Origin of the sequence: Streptosporangium sp. NPDC004379, from assembly GCF_042873875.1 — a bacterium.
Classification (GTDB): domain Bacteria; phylum Actinomycetota; class Actinomycetes; order Streptosporangiales; family Streptosporangiaceae; genus Streptosporangium.
On the sequence record NZ_JBIAMC010000006.1, the window covers coordinates 242,964 to 258,325 of the forward strand.

Sequence of the window (15,362 nt, forward strand, 5' to 3'; positions counted from 1 at the left end):
GTCCTTGAGCGAATCCGGAGCGTATCTCCATGCTTACCGTAAGCGATGTCCATGTCCGCGTCGGCGCCCGCACCCTGCTCTCCGGCGCCTCCTTCCGCGTCTCCCCCGGCGACAGGATCGGCCTGGTCGGCCGGAACGGTGCCGGCAAGACCACGCTGACGAGGATCCTCGCCGGTGAGGAACAGCCCGCCACCGGCGCCGTGACCGTCGTCGGTTCCGTCGGGCACCTCCCCCAGGACCCCCGGACGGGTGACCTGGGCGTCACCGCGCGGGACCGCATCCTGTCCGCCCGCGGCCTCGACGAGGTCGTCCGCTCGCTGCGCGCCGCCGAGCTCGCGATGGCCTCTGACGACCGGACGGCCCGGGAGAGGGCGATGCGGGCCTACGTCCGTGCCGAGGAGGAGTTCCTCGCCCGCGGCGGGTACGCCGCGGAGGCCGAGGCCGCCCAGGCGGCGTCCGGCCTCGGACTGCCCGGCCGGGTGCTCGCCCAGCCGCTGGGCACCCTGTCCGGCGGGCAGCGCAGAAGGGTCGAGCTGGCCCGCGTCCTGTTCGCCGGCCACGACACGCTGCTCCTCGACGAACCCACCAACCACCTCGACGCCGACTCGATCGGGTGGCTGCGCGACTTCCTCGCCTCCTACCGGGGCGGGCTGATCATGATCAGCCATGACACCGGACTGCTGGAGGCGACCGTCAACCGGGTCTTCCACCTGGACGCCGACCGCGCCGTCATCGACGTCCACAACGTCGGCTGGCGCGCGTACCTCACCCAGCGCGAGACCGACGAGCGGCGGCGCAGGCGCGAACGGGTGAACGCCGAACGCAAGGCCGGCTCCCTCCTCGCCCAGGCGGACAGGATGCGCGCCAGCGTCGGTACGGCGAGCGCGGCGAAGAACATGGCCCGCCGGGCCCACCGCATGCTCTCCGACCTCGAACCCGAACGGCGCGCCGCCAAGGTCGCCCGGATCCGGCTGCCCGAACCGGCCTCCTGCGGCAGGACCCCCCTCACCGCGACCGGCCTGTCCAAGTCCTACGGCTCGCTGGAGGTCTTCACCGGCGTCGACCTGGCCGTGGACCGCGGCAGCCGGGTGGTCGTCCTGGGCCTGAACGGCGCGGGCAAGACGACCCTGCTGCGGATCCTGGCGGGACGCGAGCGGCCCGACATCGGCGCGGTCGTCCACGGGCACGGGCTCCGCCTGGGCTACTACGCCCAGGAGCACGAAACGCTGGACCTCACGCGTTCGGTCCGGGAGAACCTGGCGGGCACCGCGCCGCACCTCACCGACGGCGAGGCCCGGCGGATCCTCGGTTCGTTCCTGTTCTCCGGCGACGACGCCGGCAAGCCGGCGGGAGTGCTGTCCGGCGGGGAGAGGACCCGGCTCGCCCTGGCCACTCTGGTCTGCTCCAGCGCCAACGTGCTGCTGCTCGACGAACCCACCAACAACCTCGACCCGGCCTCACGGCAGGAGATCCTCGGCGCGATCCGCGGCTACCGCGGGGCCATCGTGCTCGTCACCCATGACGAGGGAGCGGTCGAGGCGCTCGAACCCGACCGGGTCCTGCTGCTGCCCGACGGCGTCGAGGACCTCTGGTCGCCCGGCTACGCCGGCCTGGTGCCGCTCGACTGACGGGAGCCGCCGGGTCGGCTGTTCGGGCGGACTCGGTGCCTGTAGCCGCCGGTGAGTGAGCGCTCTGACCCGCCGTCCCGCCGCCCGGTCCCGTCCCGCCTCCCGGCGCACACACCGGGAGGCGGGACGGAGCCCTGGGGCGGGGAGGCCGGATGAACGGCCGCGCGGTCTCCGGGGGTACCCTTCAGCCGGTGAGCCCGGTGGAACCGGCCGCCCTTTTCGCGGGTCCGCCGTCCGCGAGGACACCGTCCGCCCCGGACGGGATGCCGGGCCCGACCCGAGCACGCCGCGGTGGGCCGTCCGGCCCGGCAGGAGATCACCCACGTTGTCCGAGCAGCGCGAACACGCCGAGCCCCGACCCGACGTCCAGGCCGCCCCGGGCATCCCGGGCATCCCGGGTACTCCGGGGGCTCCGGCTGCTTCTGACGCTCCCGGCGGCCCGGGCGCTCCGGCGCCTGTGGGCCGGCCCGGCCGCCGGGACCTGCGCGCCGACTGCGAGCGGTGCTTCGCGCTGTGCTGCGTCGCCCCGGCCTTCGCCGCCTCCTCCGACTTCGCCATCGACAAACCCGCCGGGAAGGCCTGCCCCAACCTCCGGGACGACTTCCGCTGCGGCATCCACCGCGACCTCAGGAAGCGGGGGTTCACCGGCTGCACCGTCTTCGACTGCTTCGGAGCCGGCCAGAAGATCTCCCAGGTCACCTTCGGCGGACGCGACTGGCGGCGGTTCCCGGAGACGGCCGGCCGGATGTTCGAGGTGTTCCCGGTCATGCGGCAGCTCCACGAGCTGCTGTGGTACCTCACGGAGGCGCTCGCCCTGCGCCCTGCCCGCCCGATCCACGCCGAGCTCGGCCGCGCGCTCGACGAGACCGAGCGCCTCACCCACACCGATCCGGAGGCGCTGCTGGAGCTGGACCTGGAGGCCCACCGGCGGGACGTCAACGCCCTGCTGCTGCGCGCGAGCGAACTGGCCCGTGCGGACGCCCCGGCGCGGGACGGCGGAGCCGGAAAGAGCCGGAGCAAGGGCCGGGGCAAGAGCCAGGGCAGGGGCGCGGGCAAGGGCCCGGGGAAGGACCTCCGCGGGGCGGACCTCATCGGCGCCAGACTCAGGGGGGCGGACCTGCGCGGGGCCAGTCTCAGGGGCGCCTACCTCATCGGCGCGGACCTGCGCGGCGGCGATCTGCGCGGGGCCGACCTCATCGGCGCGGACCTGCGCGGCGCCGACCTGCGCGGCGCGGACCTCACCGGGAGCATCTTCCTCATCCAGTCGCAGCTCGACGCGGCCCGGGGCGACGCCACCACGAAGCTGCCGCCGGCGCTCACCCATCCGGCGCACTGGTCACCCGCCGCCGAGGCCGCGGCCCGCTGACGCACGGACACCGCTGTGCGCGCCCGCTGTACGGCCCGCATCCCGGCGAAAGCAGGATCTCGCCCCGGCCGCGCATGACCCGCCGGACCCGTTCCCGGCCCGTGATCGGGCCCCGATACCGCGATGCCCGCCGGCATCGATCACCGGGAGAGCGGAGCGGGGCCGTCCGCGATGGCTTCGTCCCCGATGACGCCGGGATCGCTGTGGAGGACCTCCCGTTGCCATCGGTGTCGCGGCTGGGTGTGCAGCCTCCAGTAGTGCTCGGCGATGTCGTCGGGGTCGAAGGCCGTACCCGGGGCCACGGGACCGTCCACGGTGACGCCGGCGACGTGGACGCCGGAGCGTCCGTATTCCTGGTCGAGCAGGACCACCAGGGTTCGCACCCCCGCCTTGCCCAGTGAGAGGCTGACATACTGCGGCTTCGGCTCGGGCATTCCGCCGGTGATGATGAACGAACCGCTTCCGCGCCGGGCCATCGCCGGTGCGACGTGGGCGGCGGCGGTGATTGCTCCGACCACGTTGACCGCCCAGGCGTCCAGGTGGTCGCGGCCGCTCAGATCCCCGGCCCGGTCCGGCTGGATGATCGCCGCGTTGTAGACCACCACGTCAGGGATGCCGAACTCCTCGGCCGCCGTGTCGAGAGCGGCGCGCAACGCCGTCTCGTCGGTGCTGTCGGCGGTCAGCGAGACGGTCGGCACGCCGAAGGAGGAAACCGCCTCGGTCACATGGGTGAGCGTTCCGGTGGTCCGCGCGATGAGGGCGATCGGCAGTCCCTCCCGCGCGAACCGGCATGCGACCGAACGGCCGATCCCCGGACCCGCTCCGATGATCACTGCTCCCGGCATCGTTGGCTCCTCCGCTTTCCCTGGATGATTGCCGACGACCGGAACGTTAAGGTGTCACATCGATGTGAAGGTCAACCCCCGGGGGAGTCACATGCGGATCGGCACCCTGGCGGACAGGACGGGGGCCAGCCGGAGGCTGCTGCGCTACTACGAGGAGCAAGGGCTGCTCCGGCCGCTACGCCTCGCGAACGGATACCGTGAGTACTCCGAATCGGACGTCGCCACGGTGCGCCGTATACGCGTCCTTCTGTCCGCCGGCCTGCCCACCGCGGTCATCGCCCGCCTGCTGCACTGCGTTCACGACGAAGGCGAACGGCTCATACCGTCCGCCTGCCCCGGGGTGGTCACCAGCCTGCGGCAGGAGCGTCGCCGCATCTCGGATGCGATCACCCGGCTCCGGTCGTCCCAGCAAGCGCTCGACGCCCTTCTCGCCGCCGTCCCACGGCAGTCCGGCGACACGTCCGGCCGGCGTTGAGCAGGACCGTCGGGCCTGACCTCGGGAGCCCGGCACCGCCGCACGGGTGCCGCCGAGGCGCGACCGGCGTCGTGGTCGCCGTGGCGGCCAGGCCCCTACGGCATCGTGTGGATCAGTGCGGGGCCATGTCGACGAAGCGGCTGTAGTGGCCCTGGAACGCCACGGTGACCGTCGCGGTGGGGCCGTTACGGTGCTTGGCCACGATCAGGTCGGCCTCGCCCGCCCGGGGCGACTCACGCTCGTAGGCGTCCTCCCGGTGCAGCAGGATGACCATGTCCGCATCTTGCTCGATACTTCCGGATTCGCGCAGGTCGCTCACCATCGGCCGCTTGTCGGTTCTCTGCTCCGGGCCTCGGTTGAGCTGCGAGATGGCGATGACCGGCACCTCCAGCTCCTTGGCCAGGAGCTTGATCGCCCGGGAGATCTCCGAGACCTCGTTCTGGCGGCTCTCGGTCTTCTTCGGCGAGGACATCAGCTGGAGGTAGTCGATGATGACGAACCGCAGGTCGTTGCGCTGCTTGAGGCGGCGGCACTTGGCCCGGATCTCCATCATCGACATGTTGGGCGAGTCGTCGATGAACAGCGGCGCCTCGGCCACCTCACCCATCCGCCGGGCCAGCTTGGCCCAGTCGTCGTCGGTCATCGTGCCGGACCGCATGTTGTGCAGCGCCACCCGGGCCTCGGCGGACAGCAGACGCATCGTAATCTCATTTCTGGACATTTCCAGAGAAAAGACGACAGTCGTCATACCGTGCTTGATAGCGGCAGATCTGGCGAAATCCAGCCCCAAAGTGGACTTGCCGATCGCGGGCCGGGCGGCGACCACGATCATCTGGCCGGGGTGCAGGCCGTTGGTGAGGGCGTCGAGGTCCTGGAAGCCCGTGGGCACGCCGACCATCTGGCCGTTCCGGCCGCCGATGGCCTCCAGCTCGTCGAGGGCGCCCGGCATGATCTCGGCCAGCGGGACGTAGTCCTCGGAGGTGCGCCGCTCGGTGACCTTGTAGATCTCGGCCTGGGCGCGGTCGACGATCTCGTCGACCTCTTCGTCCTGCCCGCCGTAGCCGAAGGAGACGATGCGGGTGCCGGCCTCGATCAGCCGCCGGAGGATGGCCTGCTCGCGGACGATCCGGGCGTAGTAGCCGGCGTTCGCGGCGGTGGGCACGACGGCGGTGAGGGTGTGGAGGTAGGCGCCGCCACCGACGCGGGCCACCTCGCCGCGTTTCTGCAGCTCACCGAATACGGTGACCGCGTCGGCGGGGTCGCCCCGGCCGTAGAGCTCGGTGATGATGTCGTAGATGATCTGGTGGGCGGGGCGGTAGAAGTCGTCGGCCCGCACGACCTCGACCACGTCGGCGATGGCGTCCTTGGACAGCAGCATGCCGCCCAGGACGGACTGCTCGGCCTCGATGTTGTTCGGAGGGGTGCGTTCGAATCCGGACTCGAAGACCGGCGGCTCCGCGATGCTCACCGGGCACCCCCTCTTTCGAACAAATTTACGGCACCTCTATTGTTACCCGGCCGGTCTGACAGTCTCGCCGCTTCCCACGCCGCATCGCAACGCGGCCTGTCGACAGAGGTGTGGATAAGGTGTGCACTTCGTCCCCAGACATGTGGGCAGCCTGGGGACAGCGCTGTGGATAACTCTCCCTCGAAATCCACAACACCGCTTCTACCAGGGAAAACTTCATCCACCGCCTGTGGAGGAAAGAAAGTCGGCGCGACACGCCGTGACGCTCCTCACCTGGGGCCCGGCGGACCGGGAAACCATCGATGGGTAAGAGGCACAATGATTGGGTGCCTCTTACCCGCCCCGCGAGCCGCGAGCACGACCGGCAGATCCTCCGGTTGGCCGTACCGGCGTTCGGCGCCCTCGTCGCCGAGCCGCTGTTCCTGCTGACCGACACGGTCGTCGTCGGCCGCCTGCCCGGTCCGGCGCTCGGCGCGCTGGGGGTGGCGAGCACGGTGCTGAGCGCCGTCGTGGGCCTGTGCGTGTTCCTCGCGTACGGCACGACGGCGTCGGTGGCCCGGCAGATCGGGGCGGGCGACACCCGGCGGGCGCTCCGGCAGGGGGTGGACGGCCTGTGGCTGGCCGCCGGGACCGGGCTGGTGATCATCGCGGTGGTGTGGCCGCTCGCCCCCTGGCTCGTCCACCTGCTCGGCGCCGAGGGCGAGCTGGCCCGGCTGGCCCTGACCTACCTGCGGATCAGCCTGCTGGGGGTCCCGTCCATGCTGCTCGTGCTGGCCGGGACCGGCGTGCTGCGCGGCATGCAGGACACCGTCACCCCGCTGCTGGTGTCGGTGGGGTCCTTCGCGCTCAACGCGGTGCTCAACGCCGTCTTCGTCCTGGTCCTGGGCTGGGGGATCGCCGGATCGGCCTGGGGCACGGTGCTGGCGCAGTCGCTCGCCGCCGCGGTGTACCTCGCCCTGCTGTTCGTACGGCACCGGGCGCCGTTCCGTCCCGACCTGGCGGGCATCAGGTCGGCGGGCTCCGCCGGGGTCGCCCTGGTCGTCCGTACGGTGTGCCTGCAGGCGGTGCTGATCGTGGCCACCGCGCTGGCCACCCGGATGGGAGAGGCGCAGATCGACGCCCACACGATCGCCTCCAGGATCTGGACGCTGCTGGCGTTCGCCCTGGACGCGATCGCCATCGCCGGACAGGCCATCACCGGCCGCACGCTGGGCGCCGGGGACGTCGCCGGGACCCGGGCGGCCACCTGGCGGATGGTGGTGTGGGGGGTGGGTTCCGGGGTGGTCCTCCTCCTCGTCGTGGCCGCGCTGCGGCCGTTCACGCCCGCGCTGTTCGACGCGTCGCCGGAGGCGGCCCGGGAGCTGCTCGCCGTCCTGTGGGTGGTGGCGGCCCTGCAGCCGATCGCCGGGGTGGTGTTCGTGCTCGACGGGGTGCTGATCGGCGCCGGCGACCAGCGCTACCTCGCCTGGGCGGGGGTGCTGACGACGCTCGCCTACCTCCCCGCCGCCGTGCTGGTGGCGGAGTCCGGCGGCGGCCTGGTGGCGCTGTGGCTGGCGCTGGGGGTGTGGATGGCGGCCCGGCTCGTCACCCTGGGGACGCGGGCATACGGCTCCCGCTGGCTGGTGACCGGCGCGTGACCCACCGGGCCCGACAGGCCCGGCGGCCCCGGAGGACCGGCGATCGCCGGGGTCAGCGAACCCGGCGGGCCGGCCGGGACTCAGAGCCGCCGGGCGTCGAGCACGCTCCGCAGGAACTCCCGGGTGCGGGGCTGCCGGGGGTCGGTGAAGACCTGCTCGGGGGTGCCGCGTTCCAGGAGCACGCCGCCGTCGAGGAAGCAGACGGTGTCGGCGATCTCCCGGCAGAAGCCCATCTCGTGGGTGGTCAGGATCATGGTCATTCCGGTGTCCTTGAGCTCCCGGATGATCCCGAGCACCTCGGTGACCAGCTCCGGGTCGAGCGCCGAGGTCACCTCGTCCAGCAGCATCAGGCGGGGCCTGGTGGCCAGGGCCCGGATGATGGCGACGCGCTGCTGCTGGCCGCCGGAGAGCCGGTCGGGGTAGGCCAGGGCCTTGTCCGCCAGCCCGAACCTGCCCAGCAGCTCTCGGGCCTGCTCCTCGGCCTGCTCCCGGCCGGTCCCGTGCACCTTGCGCGGGGCCAGGGTGATGTTGTCCAGCACGGTCATGTGCGGGAAGAGGTTGAACGCCTGGAAGACGATGCCGATCCTCCTGCGCACGTCGTCGGCGTCGGCCCGGACGTCGGTGATCTCCTGGCCGTCCAGGTGGATCGTGCCGTCGTCCACGGTCTCCAGGAGGTTCACGCAGCGCAGCAGCGTGGACTTGCCCGACCCGGAGGCGCCGATCAGGCAGACCACCTCGTGCGCCCCGACCGACAGGTCGATTCCGCGCAGCACGCTGTGGCCGTGGTAGTTCTTCCAGACGCCGTCGATGGTCAGCAGGCTCATGAGGTCTCCTTCCCCGTCCGCCGGGCGGGTCGCGGGCGGCCGTCCCCTCCGCGCGGCGGCTCGCCGTACGGTGGGCCCTCATCCCGCGGGCCGGGCCGCGGACGGTCCGTCCGGCGGCCGGGAGCCGCGCGCCGCCCGCTCACTGGCCCCGCCGCCGCTGCGAGCGGGCCGCCAGATAGTCGGTGAAGCGGGCCATGGGGATGGTCAGCACGATGAACAGCAGCGCGGCGGCCAGGTAGGGCGTGTAGTTGAACGTGCTCGCGACGTGGATCTGCGCCTGGCGCAGCGCCTCCAGCGGGCCGATCGTGGCCACCAGCGCGGTGTCCTTCTGCAGCGAGACGAAGTCGTTGAGCAGCGGCGGCACCACGCGTCGTACGGCCTGCGGCACCACCACGTACCGCATCGCCTTGCCGTGGCTCAGCCCCAGGGACCGGGCGGCGGCCACCTGGCTGGGGTGCACCGAGTCGATGCCCGCCCGGAACACCTCTGCGACGTAGGCGCCGTACGACAGGGTCAGCGCGACGACGCCCAGCGTCGCCAGGTCCGTCGGGGTGCCCTGCAGGCCGAGGGCGGGCAGGCCGAAGCCGACGAGATAGATGACCAGGATCGTGGGCACGCCGCGGAACACGTCGGTGTAGGCGACCGCCAGGGCCCGCAGAGGGAAGAAGACCGGCGCCCTGAGGCTGCGGACCAGCGCGACCAGCAGCCCCACCACCAGGATCAGCGGCTCGGCGATCAGGAAGATCTTGATGTTGAGCAGGAACCCGCTCAGGACGTCCGGCAGCGCCGAGACGAACTGCTCGGGGTCGAAGAACGTCTCCCGGACCCTGGGCCAGCCGGGCGAGGCGGTGAGGACCCACAGCAGCAGGACGATCACCAGCACCGTCGAGGCCGTCGCGATCGAGCCCGAGCGGGCCGTCCGCCGCCTGCGCAGGCGCTCGCGCTCCACCTGCCGCGCGCTCTTCACCCAGTCCGGCGCGACCGCCGCGGTCCCGGCCGGAGCCTGCGCGCCGTCGTCGGCCGGGACCGCGGCGCCACCGGACGGGGAGGCCACCCCGTCACCCGAGGTCCGCGCGCCGGCGGCCGGGGGTCCGGCGCCGTCACCCCGGACCCGCGCGCCGCCGTCCGCCGGGGTCGCTCGGTCCCGGTCGCCGCTTCCCGTCACTTCAGCTCCGGCGCGCCCGCGGCCGACCCGAGCCACTCGCTCTCGATCTTCGCCAGCTCGCCGGAGGCGGTGAGGTCGTCGATGGCCTCGTTGACGCAGCCCACCAGCGGGCTGCCCTTCTCGAAGACCGCGCCGAAGACCTCGGGCGTACCGGAGACGGAGCCGAACTGGCCGACGATCTTGGAGTTCTCGACCTGGGCCGCGGTCACGTAGAACGCGGTGGGCAGGTCCACCACCACGGCGTCGACCTGCTTGTTCTTCAGCGCGTTCACCGCGTCGATCTGCTCGTTGTAGACGTTCGGCTCCTTGGCGGGCCGGATGACGTCCTTGACCGCCTGCAGCGAGGTGGTGCCGATCTGAACGCCGATCTTGGCGTCCCGCAGCCCGGCGAGATCCGTCGCGGAGGCGATGGGGGAGCCCTCCAGCGCGACCACGGCCTGCTTGACGGTGTAGTAGCCCTTGCTGAAATCGACGACCTTGGCACGGGCGGGGGTCACGGAGACCTGGTTGACGTCGAAGTCGAACTTCTTGGCGCCGGGGGCGAAGGCGGCGTCGAACTTCACCGTCGTCCACTTCACCTGGCCGCCCTCGAAGCCGAGCCGCTTGGCGATGGCGTGGGCCACCGCGCTCTCGAAGCCCTTGCCGTTGGCCGGGGCGTCGTCCTTGAACCACGGCTCGTAGGCCGGCTTGTCGGTGCCGATGGTCAGGGTGCCCGGAGTCTTCAGGGCGAGCCCTTCCTTGGCGCAGGCGTCCGCCGCCGGGGTGCCCGCCGTACCGGACGGGGCCGCCTGGGTCGTGTCCGAGGCCGGGGCGCAGGCCGTCACGGCCACCGCGAGGGCGCCGAGCGCGAACAGGATCGAGGGACGGACCACGACAAACCTCCATGAACGAAGCAACAGCTTCGAAATTGTATGAATTTTCCGCGTCACCGATGTCCCCGTCTCGGCATACGGATACATACGGAGAGGGGCCCCTCCCGAGAAGACGAGAGAGACCCCTTCGCGACCCCCTCCCGAGAAGACGGAAGGGGGTCCTGGTCAGGCATGACCGGTCAGGCCGCGACGACCTCGACGTCGACGGCGGCGGTGACCTCCGGGTGCAGCTTGACGGTGACCCGGTGCGAGCCGAGGCTCTTGATCGCCGGGGCGATCTCGATCCGGCGGCGGTCGAGCAGGGGGCCGCCGGCGGCCTTGACGGCCTCGGCCACGTCGGCGGTGGTGATCGAGCCGAACAGGCGACCCGACTCACCGGCCTTCGTGGTCAGGACCACGCGCAGAGCCTTGAGCTGGCCGGCGACCTCCTGGGCGGTGCCCAGGTCACGGATCTCGCGGGCGTCGCGAGCCTTCTTGATCGAGGCGATCTGCTTCTCGCCGCCGCGCGTCCACAGGATCGCGTAGCCGCGGGGGAGCAGGAAGTTGCGGCCGTAGCCGCCCTTGACCTCGACGATGTCGCCGGGGGCGCCGAGGCCCGAGACCTCACTGGTGAGAATGAGCTTCATCTGTCCGGACCTCCTTAGCGCGCGGTGCTCATGTACGGCAGGAGCGCCATCTCACGAGCGTTCTTGATAGCGGTCGCCACGTCACGCTGGTGCTGGGTGCAGTTGCCCGTCACCCGGCGAGCACGGATCTTGCCGCGGTCGGAGATGAACTTCCGAAGCAGCGCCGTGTCCTTGTAGTCGACGTAGGAGATCTTGTCGTGGCAGAACAGGCAAACCTTCTTCTTGGGCTTGCGCAGTGCCGGCTTGGCCATCGTGGTGCTCCTTTCAGAGCCCCGCCGCGAGGCGGGAATGGTCGCTGCGGATATGGACTGGGTTGTGGGACGCGGTCCCCGGCCGCCCCGGAGGGCGGCGCCGTGGAACTGCCCGGTGGACCCCCGCCGCGGCGGGGACCCGCGGAGCAGGTCCTAGAAAGGCGGTTCGTCGCTGAAGTCGTTGCCGCCGAAGCCGCCGCCGCCCTGCTGCTGGCCGCCGCCGAAGCCGCCGCCACCGCCGCCGCCGTAACCACCGCCGCCTCCCTGAGGCGCGGTCGGCGTGGCGGAGGCCCACGGGTCATTGGCCGGACCGCCGCCGAAGCCACCGCCGCCGCCACCGCCACCACCCTGCCGGGTGGTCTTGTTGACCTTGGCGGTCGCGTTGCGGAGGGAGGGGCCGACCTCGTCGACCTCGACCTCGTAGACCGTGCGCTTCTCGCCTTCCTTGGTCTCGTAAGACCGCTGGCGCAGCCGTCCCTGGACGATGACCCGCATGCCGCGCTGAAGGCTCTCGGCGACGTTCTCCGCCGCCTGCCGCCAGACGTTGCAGGTCAGGAACAGCCCTTCGCCGTCCTTCCACTCGTTGGTCTGCCTGTCGAGGAACCGCGGAGTGGACGCGATGCGGAACCGGGCCACGGCTTGCCCCGTGGGGGTGAAGCGCAGCTCCGGGTCGTCGACGAGGTTGCCGACGATGGTGATCTGAGTGTCGCCTGCTGCCATGGCTAGCGATGCCTTTCCTGCGGCCTTAGCTGTTATCGGCTCAGAGTACGGCTGCCACCCGACAAAAGCCGGGGATTAGTGCACGTCCGGGCGCAGGACCTTCGTGCGGAGGATGCCCTCGTTGAGGTTCATCTGCCGGTCGAGCTCCTTGACCGTGGCGGGAGTCGCGGTCAGATCGATCACGGCGTAGATGCCCTCGGGCTTCTTGGCGATGTCGTAGGACAGCCGCCGGCGACCCCACACGTCGACCTTCTCCACCGTGCCGCCGTCATTGCGGACGACAGTGAGGAACTGGTCGAGGGAAGGGGCCACCGTGCGCTCATCGAGCGACGGGTCGAGAATGACCATCACTTCGTAACGACGCATGCTGGCTTCCAACCTCCTCTGGACTTTCGCGGTCACGACACCGTGCCGTGACAGGAGGACGCTGACGTCTTCGCCCCGGCGCCCATTTCGGCGGCGGAGGCGGCGGGCGGGCGGAAACACACCCGCGCGACGCAGCCGTGCAAGCCTACCAGGGTGTCAAGGGTTGGGCCGCCACCTCGCCGGGCACCCCCTACCAGAAGGAAGCACAAGCCCCCCACCAGGAAGAACACAGGGAGAACACAGGGAAAGTGGTGGGTCATGTCGCAGACGTCTCGCCCCGTGCGCGGCCAGAGGTTCCGGCTGAGGATGAACAGCGACGGACGGCGGCACCCGCTGGAGAACCTCCTGAGCGTCGTCACGCTGGTCTTCGGCCTGGTGGCCTTCGCCTGCGGGTTCAACCCCGGAGCCCACGTGTTCGCGGCGTGGCTGGGCGTGCTGGGGTTCGTCGGCGGGCTCTACTCCCAGTACATCTCGGCGACCACGGCGGAGCGCTCGCTGAACATCGTCGGCATCGTCGCCTCGTTCGTCGGCCTGGCCTTCGGCGTCTACCACGGCGGCTTCTACCCGTGATCCGGTGACTCCGTGGACTCATGGGCCCACGGGCCGCCCGGCCCACCGGTCCGTACGGTGGCGAGCCCGTGCCCGCGCGGGCTCGCACCCGCGCGGGCCCGTGTCCACAGAACAGAACCTAGAACCGCAGGTCCACGCCCAGCAGGACGAGGAACCACAGGAAGATCGCCAGCAGTGCCCTGGCGACGTCCTTCAGCAGCGCCGGGGTGATGTAGTCGTGGACCCAGGCCACGTAGACGCCGATGATGATGTAGATCAGCCCGATCAGGCTGATTCCTCTGCTGCGGTAAGCCATCTCGACTCCTTGCGTCGGCCCGCCGGGGGCCGGTGTGGGGGGTACGCCGGGAGCGCGTGGGGCGCGCCGTCCGACTGCCCGTGCGCGGGGCCCTGAAACGGTTAGGCTCGAACACATGCCGCGTATCGGAGCCCATGTCTCCTCGGACGACCCGCTCGCCCACGCCAGGGCGTGCGACGCCGAGGCCGTGCAGTTCTTCCTCGGTGACCCGCAGGGCTGGAAGGGCCCGGTCGTCGAGGAGAAGACCCGCGAGATCAGGGACTCGGGGGTCGACGTCTACGTCCACGCCCCCTACGTGATCAATGTGGCCACGGTGAACAACCGCGTCCGCATCCCCAGCCGCAAGCTGCTGAGCGCCCATCTCGCGGCCGCCGCGGAGCTGGGGGCCAAGGGCCTGATCGTCCACGGCGGGCACGTGACGGCCGGCGACGACCCGCAGAAGGGCTTCGACAACTGGCGCAAGGTGTTCGAGCGTCTGGAGGAGCACGAGGTCCCCGTGCTCATCGAGAACACCGCGGGCGGCGGCAACGCGATGGCGCGGCGGCTGGACCGCATCGCCCGGCTCTGGGAGGCCCTCGACGGCTTCGACGTGGGCTTCTGCCTGGACACCTGTCACGCCCACGCCGCCGGGGAGGACCTGGCCGACGTGGTCGACCGGATCAGGGCGATCACCGGCCGGATCGACCTGGTCCACTGCAACGACTCGCGGGACGCCGCCGGGTCGGGCGCCGACCGGCACGCCAACCTCGGCGCGGGCCAGATCGACACCGAGCTCATCCTCCAGGTGTGCCGGAGCGCGGACGCGCCGATCATCGTGGAGACCCCGTCCGCCGGCCAGGCCGAGGACATCGCCCTGCTCAGGAAGAGGCTTTAGGGCCCGCTCCGCGGGTCCCCGCCACGGCGCGGATCCGCGGAGCGGCCGCGGGAGGAGGGCCCGGAAACGGCCCGCGAAGGGCCCCGCGCCGGCCCCGGGGCCTCCGGCGGATTCAATCCACAGCCTGTGGATAACTTTTCTGGATTATTCACCGCCGAAATCGGGTAAAGGTATTCAGCCCACCCAGGCGCCCTGCATGAAGCTCAGCGTGTTGAGCGCCATGAGCGGGCCCGCCACCAGCGCGTATACGGCGATGGTCCACCGTCGCCAGGGCGGCCCCGTGGCGCTCACCCGCGCGAGGAGCAGGAAGAGCGGCCACCACAGCAGCGCGGACCGCGGGATCGACAGGTAGAAGGCGGAGCAGATCAGGGCGCCCACCTGGAGCCCCACGTAGACGAACTCGCTCCATCGGCGCAGGTACAGCAGGACCAGCACCAGCCCGACCCCGACGAACGCCCCGGCGATCTCCATCCGGAACGCCCACGCGAACTGCCCGTCGCCCATCGCGGAGGTCCACGTCGTGGACAGCGACTGCCAGGGCCACACCAGCTGGCGGCCCCAGCCGGCCTCCTGCGCGTGTTTCCAGGCCAGCCAGTCGCCGGTGCGGGTGTAGTGGTAGGCCGAGTACAGCCCCAGCGGGACGAACGGCACCGCGAGCCAGGCCGCCTGCCGTACCGGCCGGCGGTGGGTGAAGAACTCCACCACCAGCGCGAGCGCCAGGAACAGGCCGGTGATCCGCACGCAGGAGGCGCCGGCGGCGAGGGCGGCGGCCAGCGGCCAGCGGCCCCGACGCGCCGCCAGCCAGGCCGGGAGCGCGAAGGCCAGGAACAGCGCCTCGCTGTAGCCGACGAACAGGAAGACCGACATCGGCCACAGCAGCAGCGTCAGCACGGCGCGCCACCCGGTCCCCGGCGGCCCCTCGAACTCCGCCAGCCGGGCCAGCGCCACCACGGCGACGGCCCCCGCGACCAGGGAGATCAGCAGCCCCGCGAGCGTCCAGTCGCCGACCAGGGGCCGTACCGCCCGCAGCGCCAGCGGCATCCCCGGGAAGAACGCGGGCAGCCCCGCGTCGGGCTTGGCCGCGGGGTCGCCGCCGTACCCGTGCTCGGCGATGATGATGAGCAGCTGGGCGTCCCAGTGCCGCCAGCGGTCCAGGAACGGCATGGACGCCACCTGCGACACGGCCCCGGCCCCCGCGGCGAGGGAGAGGACGACGACTCCCAGCCGGGAGCTCAGCCAGAGCAGCATCGCCTCCGTGCGGGCGTCGCGCGGCGCTGGCGGCGCCGACGGCGGCGCGGTCCTCCGCGCGACGGCGGTCTCGACCGGACCGCCGGCACCGGGCCCGCCGGCGTCGGAGGTCTCCTCGGGTCCGCCGTCGCC

Annotated in this window: 17 protein-coding genes; 6 read left to right on the plus strand and 11 right to left on the minus strand. The window is 71.6% G+C overall.

Translation table 11 applies throughout. The features are described from left to right. Positions 1 to 29 precede the first annotated feature (29 nt). Together ACFYSC_RS15580 and ACFYSC_RS15585 are read left to right on the plus strand one after the other, a co-directional pair. The gene (locus ACFYSC_RS15580; protein WP_389961484.1) at positions 30 to 1,628 is read left to right on the plus strand and encodes an ABC-F family ATP-binding cassette domain-containing protein; all 1,599 of its coding nucleotides are present in this window, start codon (positions 30 to 32) and stop codon (positions 1,626 to 1,628) included. Between the two features lie 481 nt (positions 1,629 to 2,109). After that, positions 2,110 to 2,994 (plus strand): pentapeptide repeat-containing protein, encoded by an 885-nt coding sequence (locus ACFYSC_RS15585; protein ID WP_389961848.1) that lies wholly within the window; start codon positions 2,110 to 2,112, stop codon positions 2,992 to 2,994. A gap of 140 nt (positions 2,995 to 3,134) precedes the next feature. Here the strand turns inward: ACFYSC_RS15585 and ACFYSC_RS15590 are convergent, their stop codons facing one another. Then, the gene (locus ACFYSC_RS15590) at positions 3,135 to 3,839 is read right to left on the minus strand and encodes an SDR family NAD(P)-dependent oxidoreductase (RefSeq protein ID WP_389961486.1); all 705 of its coding nucleotides are present in this window, start codon (positions 3,837 to 3,839) and stop codon (positions 3,135 to 3,137) included. A gap of 91 nt (positions 3,840 to 3,930) precedes the next feature. Between ACFYSC_RS15590 and ACFYSC_RS15595 the strand changes: the two genes are divergently transcribed. Beyond that, positions 3,931 to 4,314: a MerR family transcriptional regulator gene (locus tag ACFYSC_RS15595; protein WP_389961488.1), complete on the plus strand. Its 384-nt coding sequence runs from the start codon at positions 3,931 to 3,933 to the stop codon at positions 4,312 to 4,314. A 112-nt stretch (positions 4,315 to 4,426) separates the two neighbouring features. On the opposite strand, the gene dnaB is transcribed toward ACFYSC_RS15595, so the two are convergent. Continuing rightward, on the minus strand, positions 4,427 to 5,782 hold the full coding sequence (dnaB, locus tag ACFYSC_RS15600) for a replicative DNA helicase (RefSeq protein ID WP_362932526.1): 1,356 nt from the start codon (positions 5,780 to 5,782) through the stop codon (positions 4,427 to 4,429). A 326-nt stretch (positions 5,783 to 6,108) separates the two neighbouring features. Between dnaB and ACFYSC_RS15605 the strand changes: the two genes are divergently transcribed. Then, entirely contained in the window at positions 6,109 to 7,419 is a 1,311-nt protein-coding gene (locus tag ACFYSC_RS15605) for an MATE family efflux transporter (RefSeq protein ID WP_389961491.1), read from the plus strand. An 80-nt stretch (positions 7,420 to 7,499) separates the two neighbouring features. Here the strand turns inward: ACFYSC_RS15605 and ACFYSC_RS15610 are convergent, their stop codons facing one another. The 7 genes from ACFYSC_RS15610 to rpsF form a co-directional block, all read right to left on the minus strand. Beyond that, positions 7,500 to 8,243, minus strand: a complete 744-nt coding sequence (locus ACFYSC_RS15610; RefSeq protein WP_362932522.1) for an amino acid ABC transporter ATP-binding protein — start codon at positions 8,241 to 8,243, stop codon at positions 7,500 to 7,502. Between the two features lie 139 nt (positions 8,244 to 8,382). Beyond that, the gene (locus tag ACFYSC_RS15615) at positions 8,383 to 9,297 is read right to left on the minus strand and encodes an amino acid ABC transporter permease (protein ID WP_389961493.1); all 915 of its coding nucleotides are present in this window, start codon (positions 9,295 to 9,297) and stop codon (positions 8,383 to 8,385) included. 107 nt (positions 9,298 to 9,404) lie between these two features. Next, on the minus strand, positions 9,405 to 10,280 hold the full coding sequence (locus tag ACFYSC_RS15620; RefSeq protein WP_389961495.1) for an ABC transporter substrate-binding protein: 876 nt from the start codon (positions 10,278 to 10,280) through the stop codon (positions 9,405 to 9,407). Positions 10,281 to 10,459: 179 nt separating this feature from the next. Next, positions 10,460 to 10,906 (minus strand): 50S ribosomal protein L9, encoded by a 447-nt coding sequence (rplI, locus tag ACFYSC_RS15625; protein ID WP_362932516.1) that lies wholly within the window; start codon positions 10,904 to 10,906, stop codon positions 10,460 to 10,462. 14 nt (positions 10,907 to 10,920) lie between these two features. Continuing rightward, positions 10,921 to 11,157, minus strand: a complete 237-nt coding sequence (gene rpsR / locus ACFYSC_RS15630) for a 30S ribosomal protein S18 (RefSeq protein ID WP_012895699.1) — start codon at positions 11,155 to 11,157, stop codon at positions 10,921 to 10,923. 153 nt (positions 11,158 to 11,310) lie between these two features. After that, a complete protein-coding gene (locus ACFYSC_RS15635) occupies positions 11,311 to 11,877 on the minus strand; it encodes a single-stranded DNA-binding protein (RefSeq protein WP_389961498.1) in 567 nt (188 codons plus the stop codon). Between the two features lie 75 nt (positions 11,878 to 11,952). Further along, on the minus strand, positions 11,953 to 12,243 hold the full coding sequence (gene rpsF, locus ACFYSC_RS15640) for a 30S ribosomal protein S6 (protein WP_189246906.1): 291 nt from the start codon (positions 12,241 to 12,243) through the stop codon (positions 11,953 to 11,955). Between the two features lie 258 nt (positions 12,244 to 12,501). Between rpsF and ACFYSC_RS15645 the strand changes: the two genes are divergently transcribed. After that, a complete protein-coding gene (locus tag ACFYSC_RS15645; RefSeq protein WP_389961501.1) occupies positions 12,502 to 12,813 on the plus strand; it encodes a hypothetical protein in 312 nt (103 codons plus the stop codon). Positions 12,814 to 12,931: 118 nt separating this feature from the next. Here the strand turns inward: ACFYSC_RS15645 and ACFYSC_RS15650 are convergent, their stop codons facing one another. Further along, positions 12,932 to 13,108 (minus strand): hypothetical protein, encoded by a 177-nt coding sequence (locus tag ACFYSC_RS15650; protein ID WP_362932510.1) that lies wholly within the window; start codon positions 13,106 to 13,108, stop codon positions 12,932 to 12,934. Between the two features lie 115 nt (positions 13,109 to 13,223). Here ACFYSC_RS15650 and ACFYSC_RS15655 point away from each other — a divergent pair, with 115 nt between their 5' ends. Continuing rightward, positions 13,224 to 13,982 (plus strand): deoxyribonuclease IV, encoded by a 759-nt coding sequence (locus ACFYSC_RS15655; protein ID WP_362932508.1) that lies wholly within the window; start codon positions 13,224 to 13,226, stop codon positions 13,980 to 13,982. A gap of 174 nt (positions 13,983 to 14,156) precedes the next feature. On the opposite strand, the gene ACFYSC_RS15660 is transcribed toward ACFYSC_RS15655, so the two are convergent. Beyond that, positions 14,157 to 15,230, minus strand: coding sequence for a mannosyltransferase family protein (locus tag ACFYSC_RS15660; protein WP_389961503.1), 1,074 nt, complete (start codon positions 15,228 to 15,230; stop codon positions 14,157 to 14,159). Between the last annotated feature and the right edge of the window lie 132 nt (positions 15,231 to 15,362).

Coding starts and splice junctions, on each gene's coding strand:
- ACFYSC_RS15580 (WP_389961484.1), top strand. CDS start 30: ATGCTTACCGTAAGCGATGTCCATGTCCGCGTCGGCGCCCGCACCCTG.
- ACFYSC_RS15590 (WP_389961486.1), bottom strand. CDS start 3,839: ATGCCGGGAGCAGTGATCATCGGAGCGGGTCCGGGGATCGGCCGTTCG.
- ACFYSC_RS15595 (WP_389961488.1), top strand. CDS start 3,931: ATGCGGATCGGCACCCTGGCGGACAGGACGGGGGCCAGCCGGAGGCTG.
- ACFYSC_RS15610 (WP_362932522.1), bottom strand. CDS start 8,243: ATGAGCCTGCTGACCATCGACGGCGTCTGGAAGAACTACCACGGCCAC.
- rplI (WP_362932516.1), bottom strand. CDS start 10,906: ATGAAGCTCATTCTCACCAGTGAGGTCTCGGGCCTCGGCGCCCCCGGC.
- rpsR (WP_012895699.1), bottom strand. CDS start 11,157: ATGGCCAAGCCGGCACTGCGCAAGCCCAAGAAGAAGGTTTGCCTGTTC.
- ACFYSC_RS15635 (WP_389961498.1), bottom strand. CDS start 11,877: ATGGCAGCAGGCGACACTCAGATCACCATCGTCGGCAACCTCGTCGAC.
- rpsF (WP_189246906.1), bottom strand. CDS start 12,243: ATGCGTCGTTACGAAGTGATGGTCATTCTCGACCCGTCGCTCGATGAG.
- ACFYSC_RS15645 (WP_389961501.1), top strand. CDS start 12,502: ATGTCGCAGACGTCTCGCCCCGTGCGCGGCCAGAGGTTCCGGCTGAGG.
- ACFYSC_RS15650 (WP_362932510.1), bottom strand. CDS start 13,108: ATGGCTTACCGCAGCAGAGGAATCAGCCTGATCGGGCTGATCTACATC.
- ACFYSC_RS15655 (WP_362932508.1), top strand. CDS start 13,224: ATGCCGCGTATCGGAGCCCATGTCTCCTCGGACGACCCGCTCGCCCAC.
- ACFYSC_RS15660 (WP_389961503.1), bottom strand. CDS start 15,230: ATGCTGCTCTGGCTGAGCTCCCGGCTGGGAGTCGTCGTCCTCTCCCTC.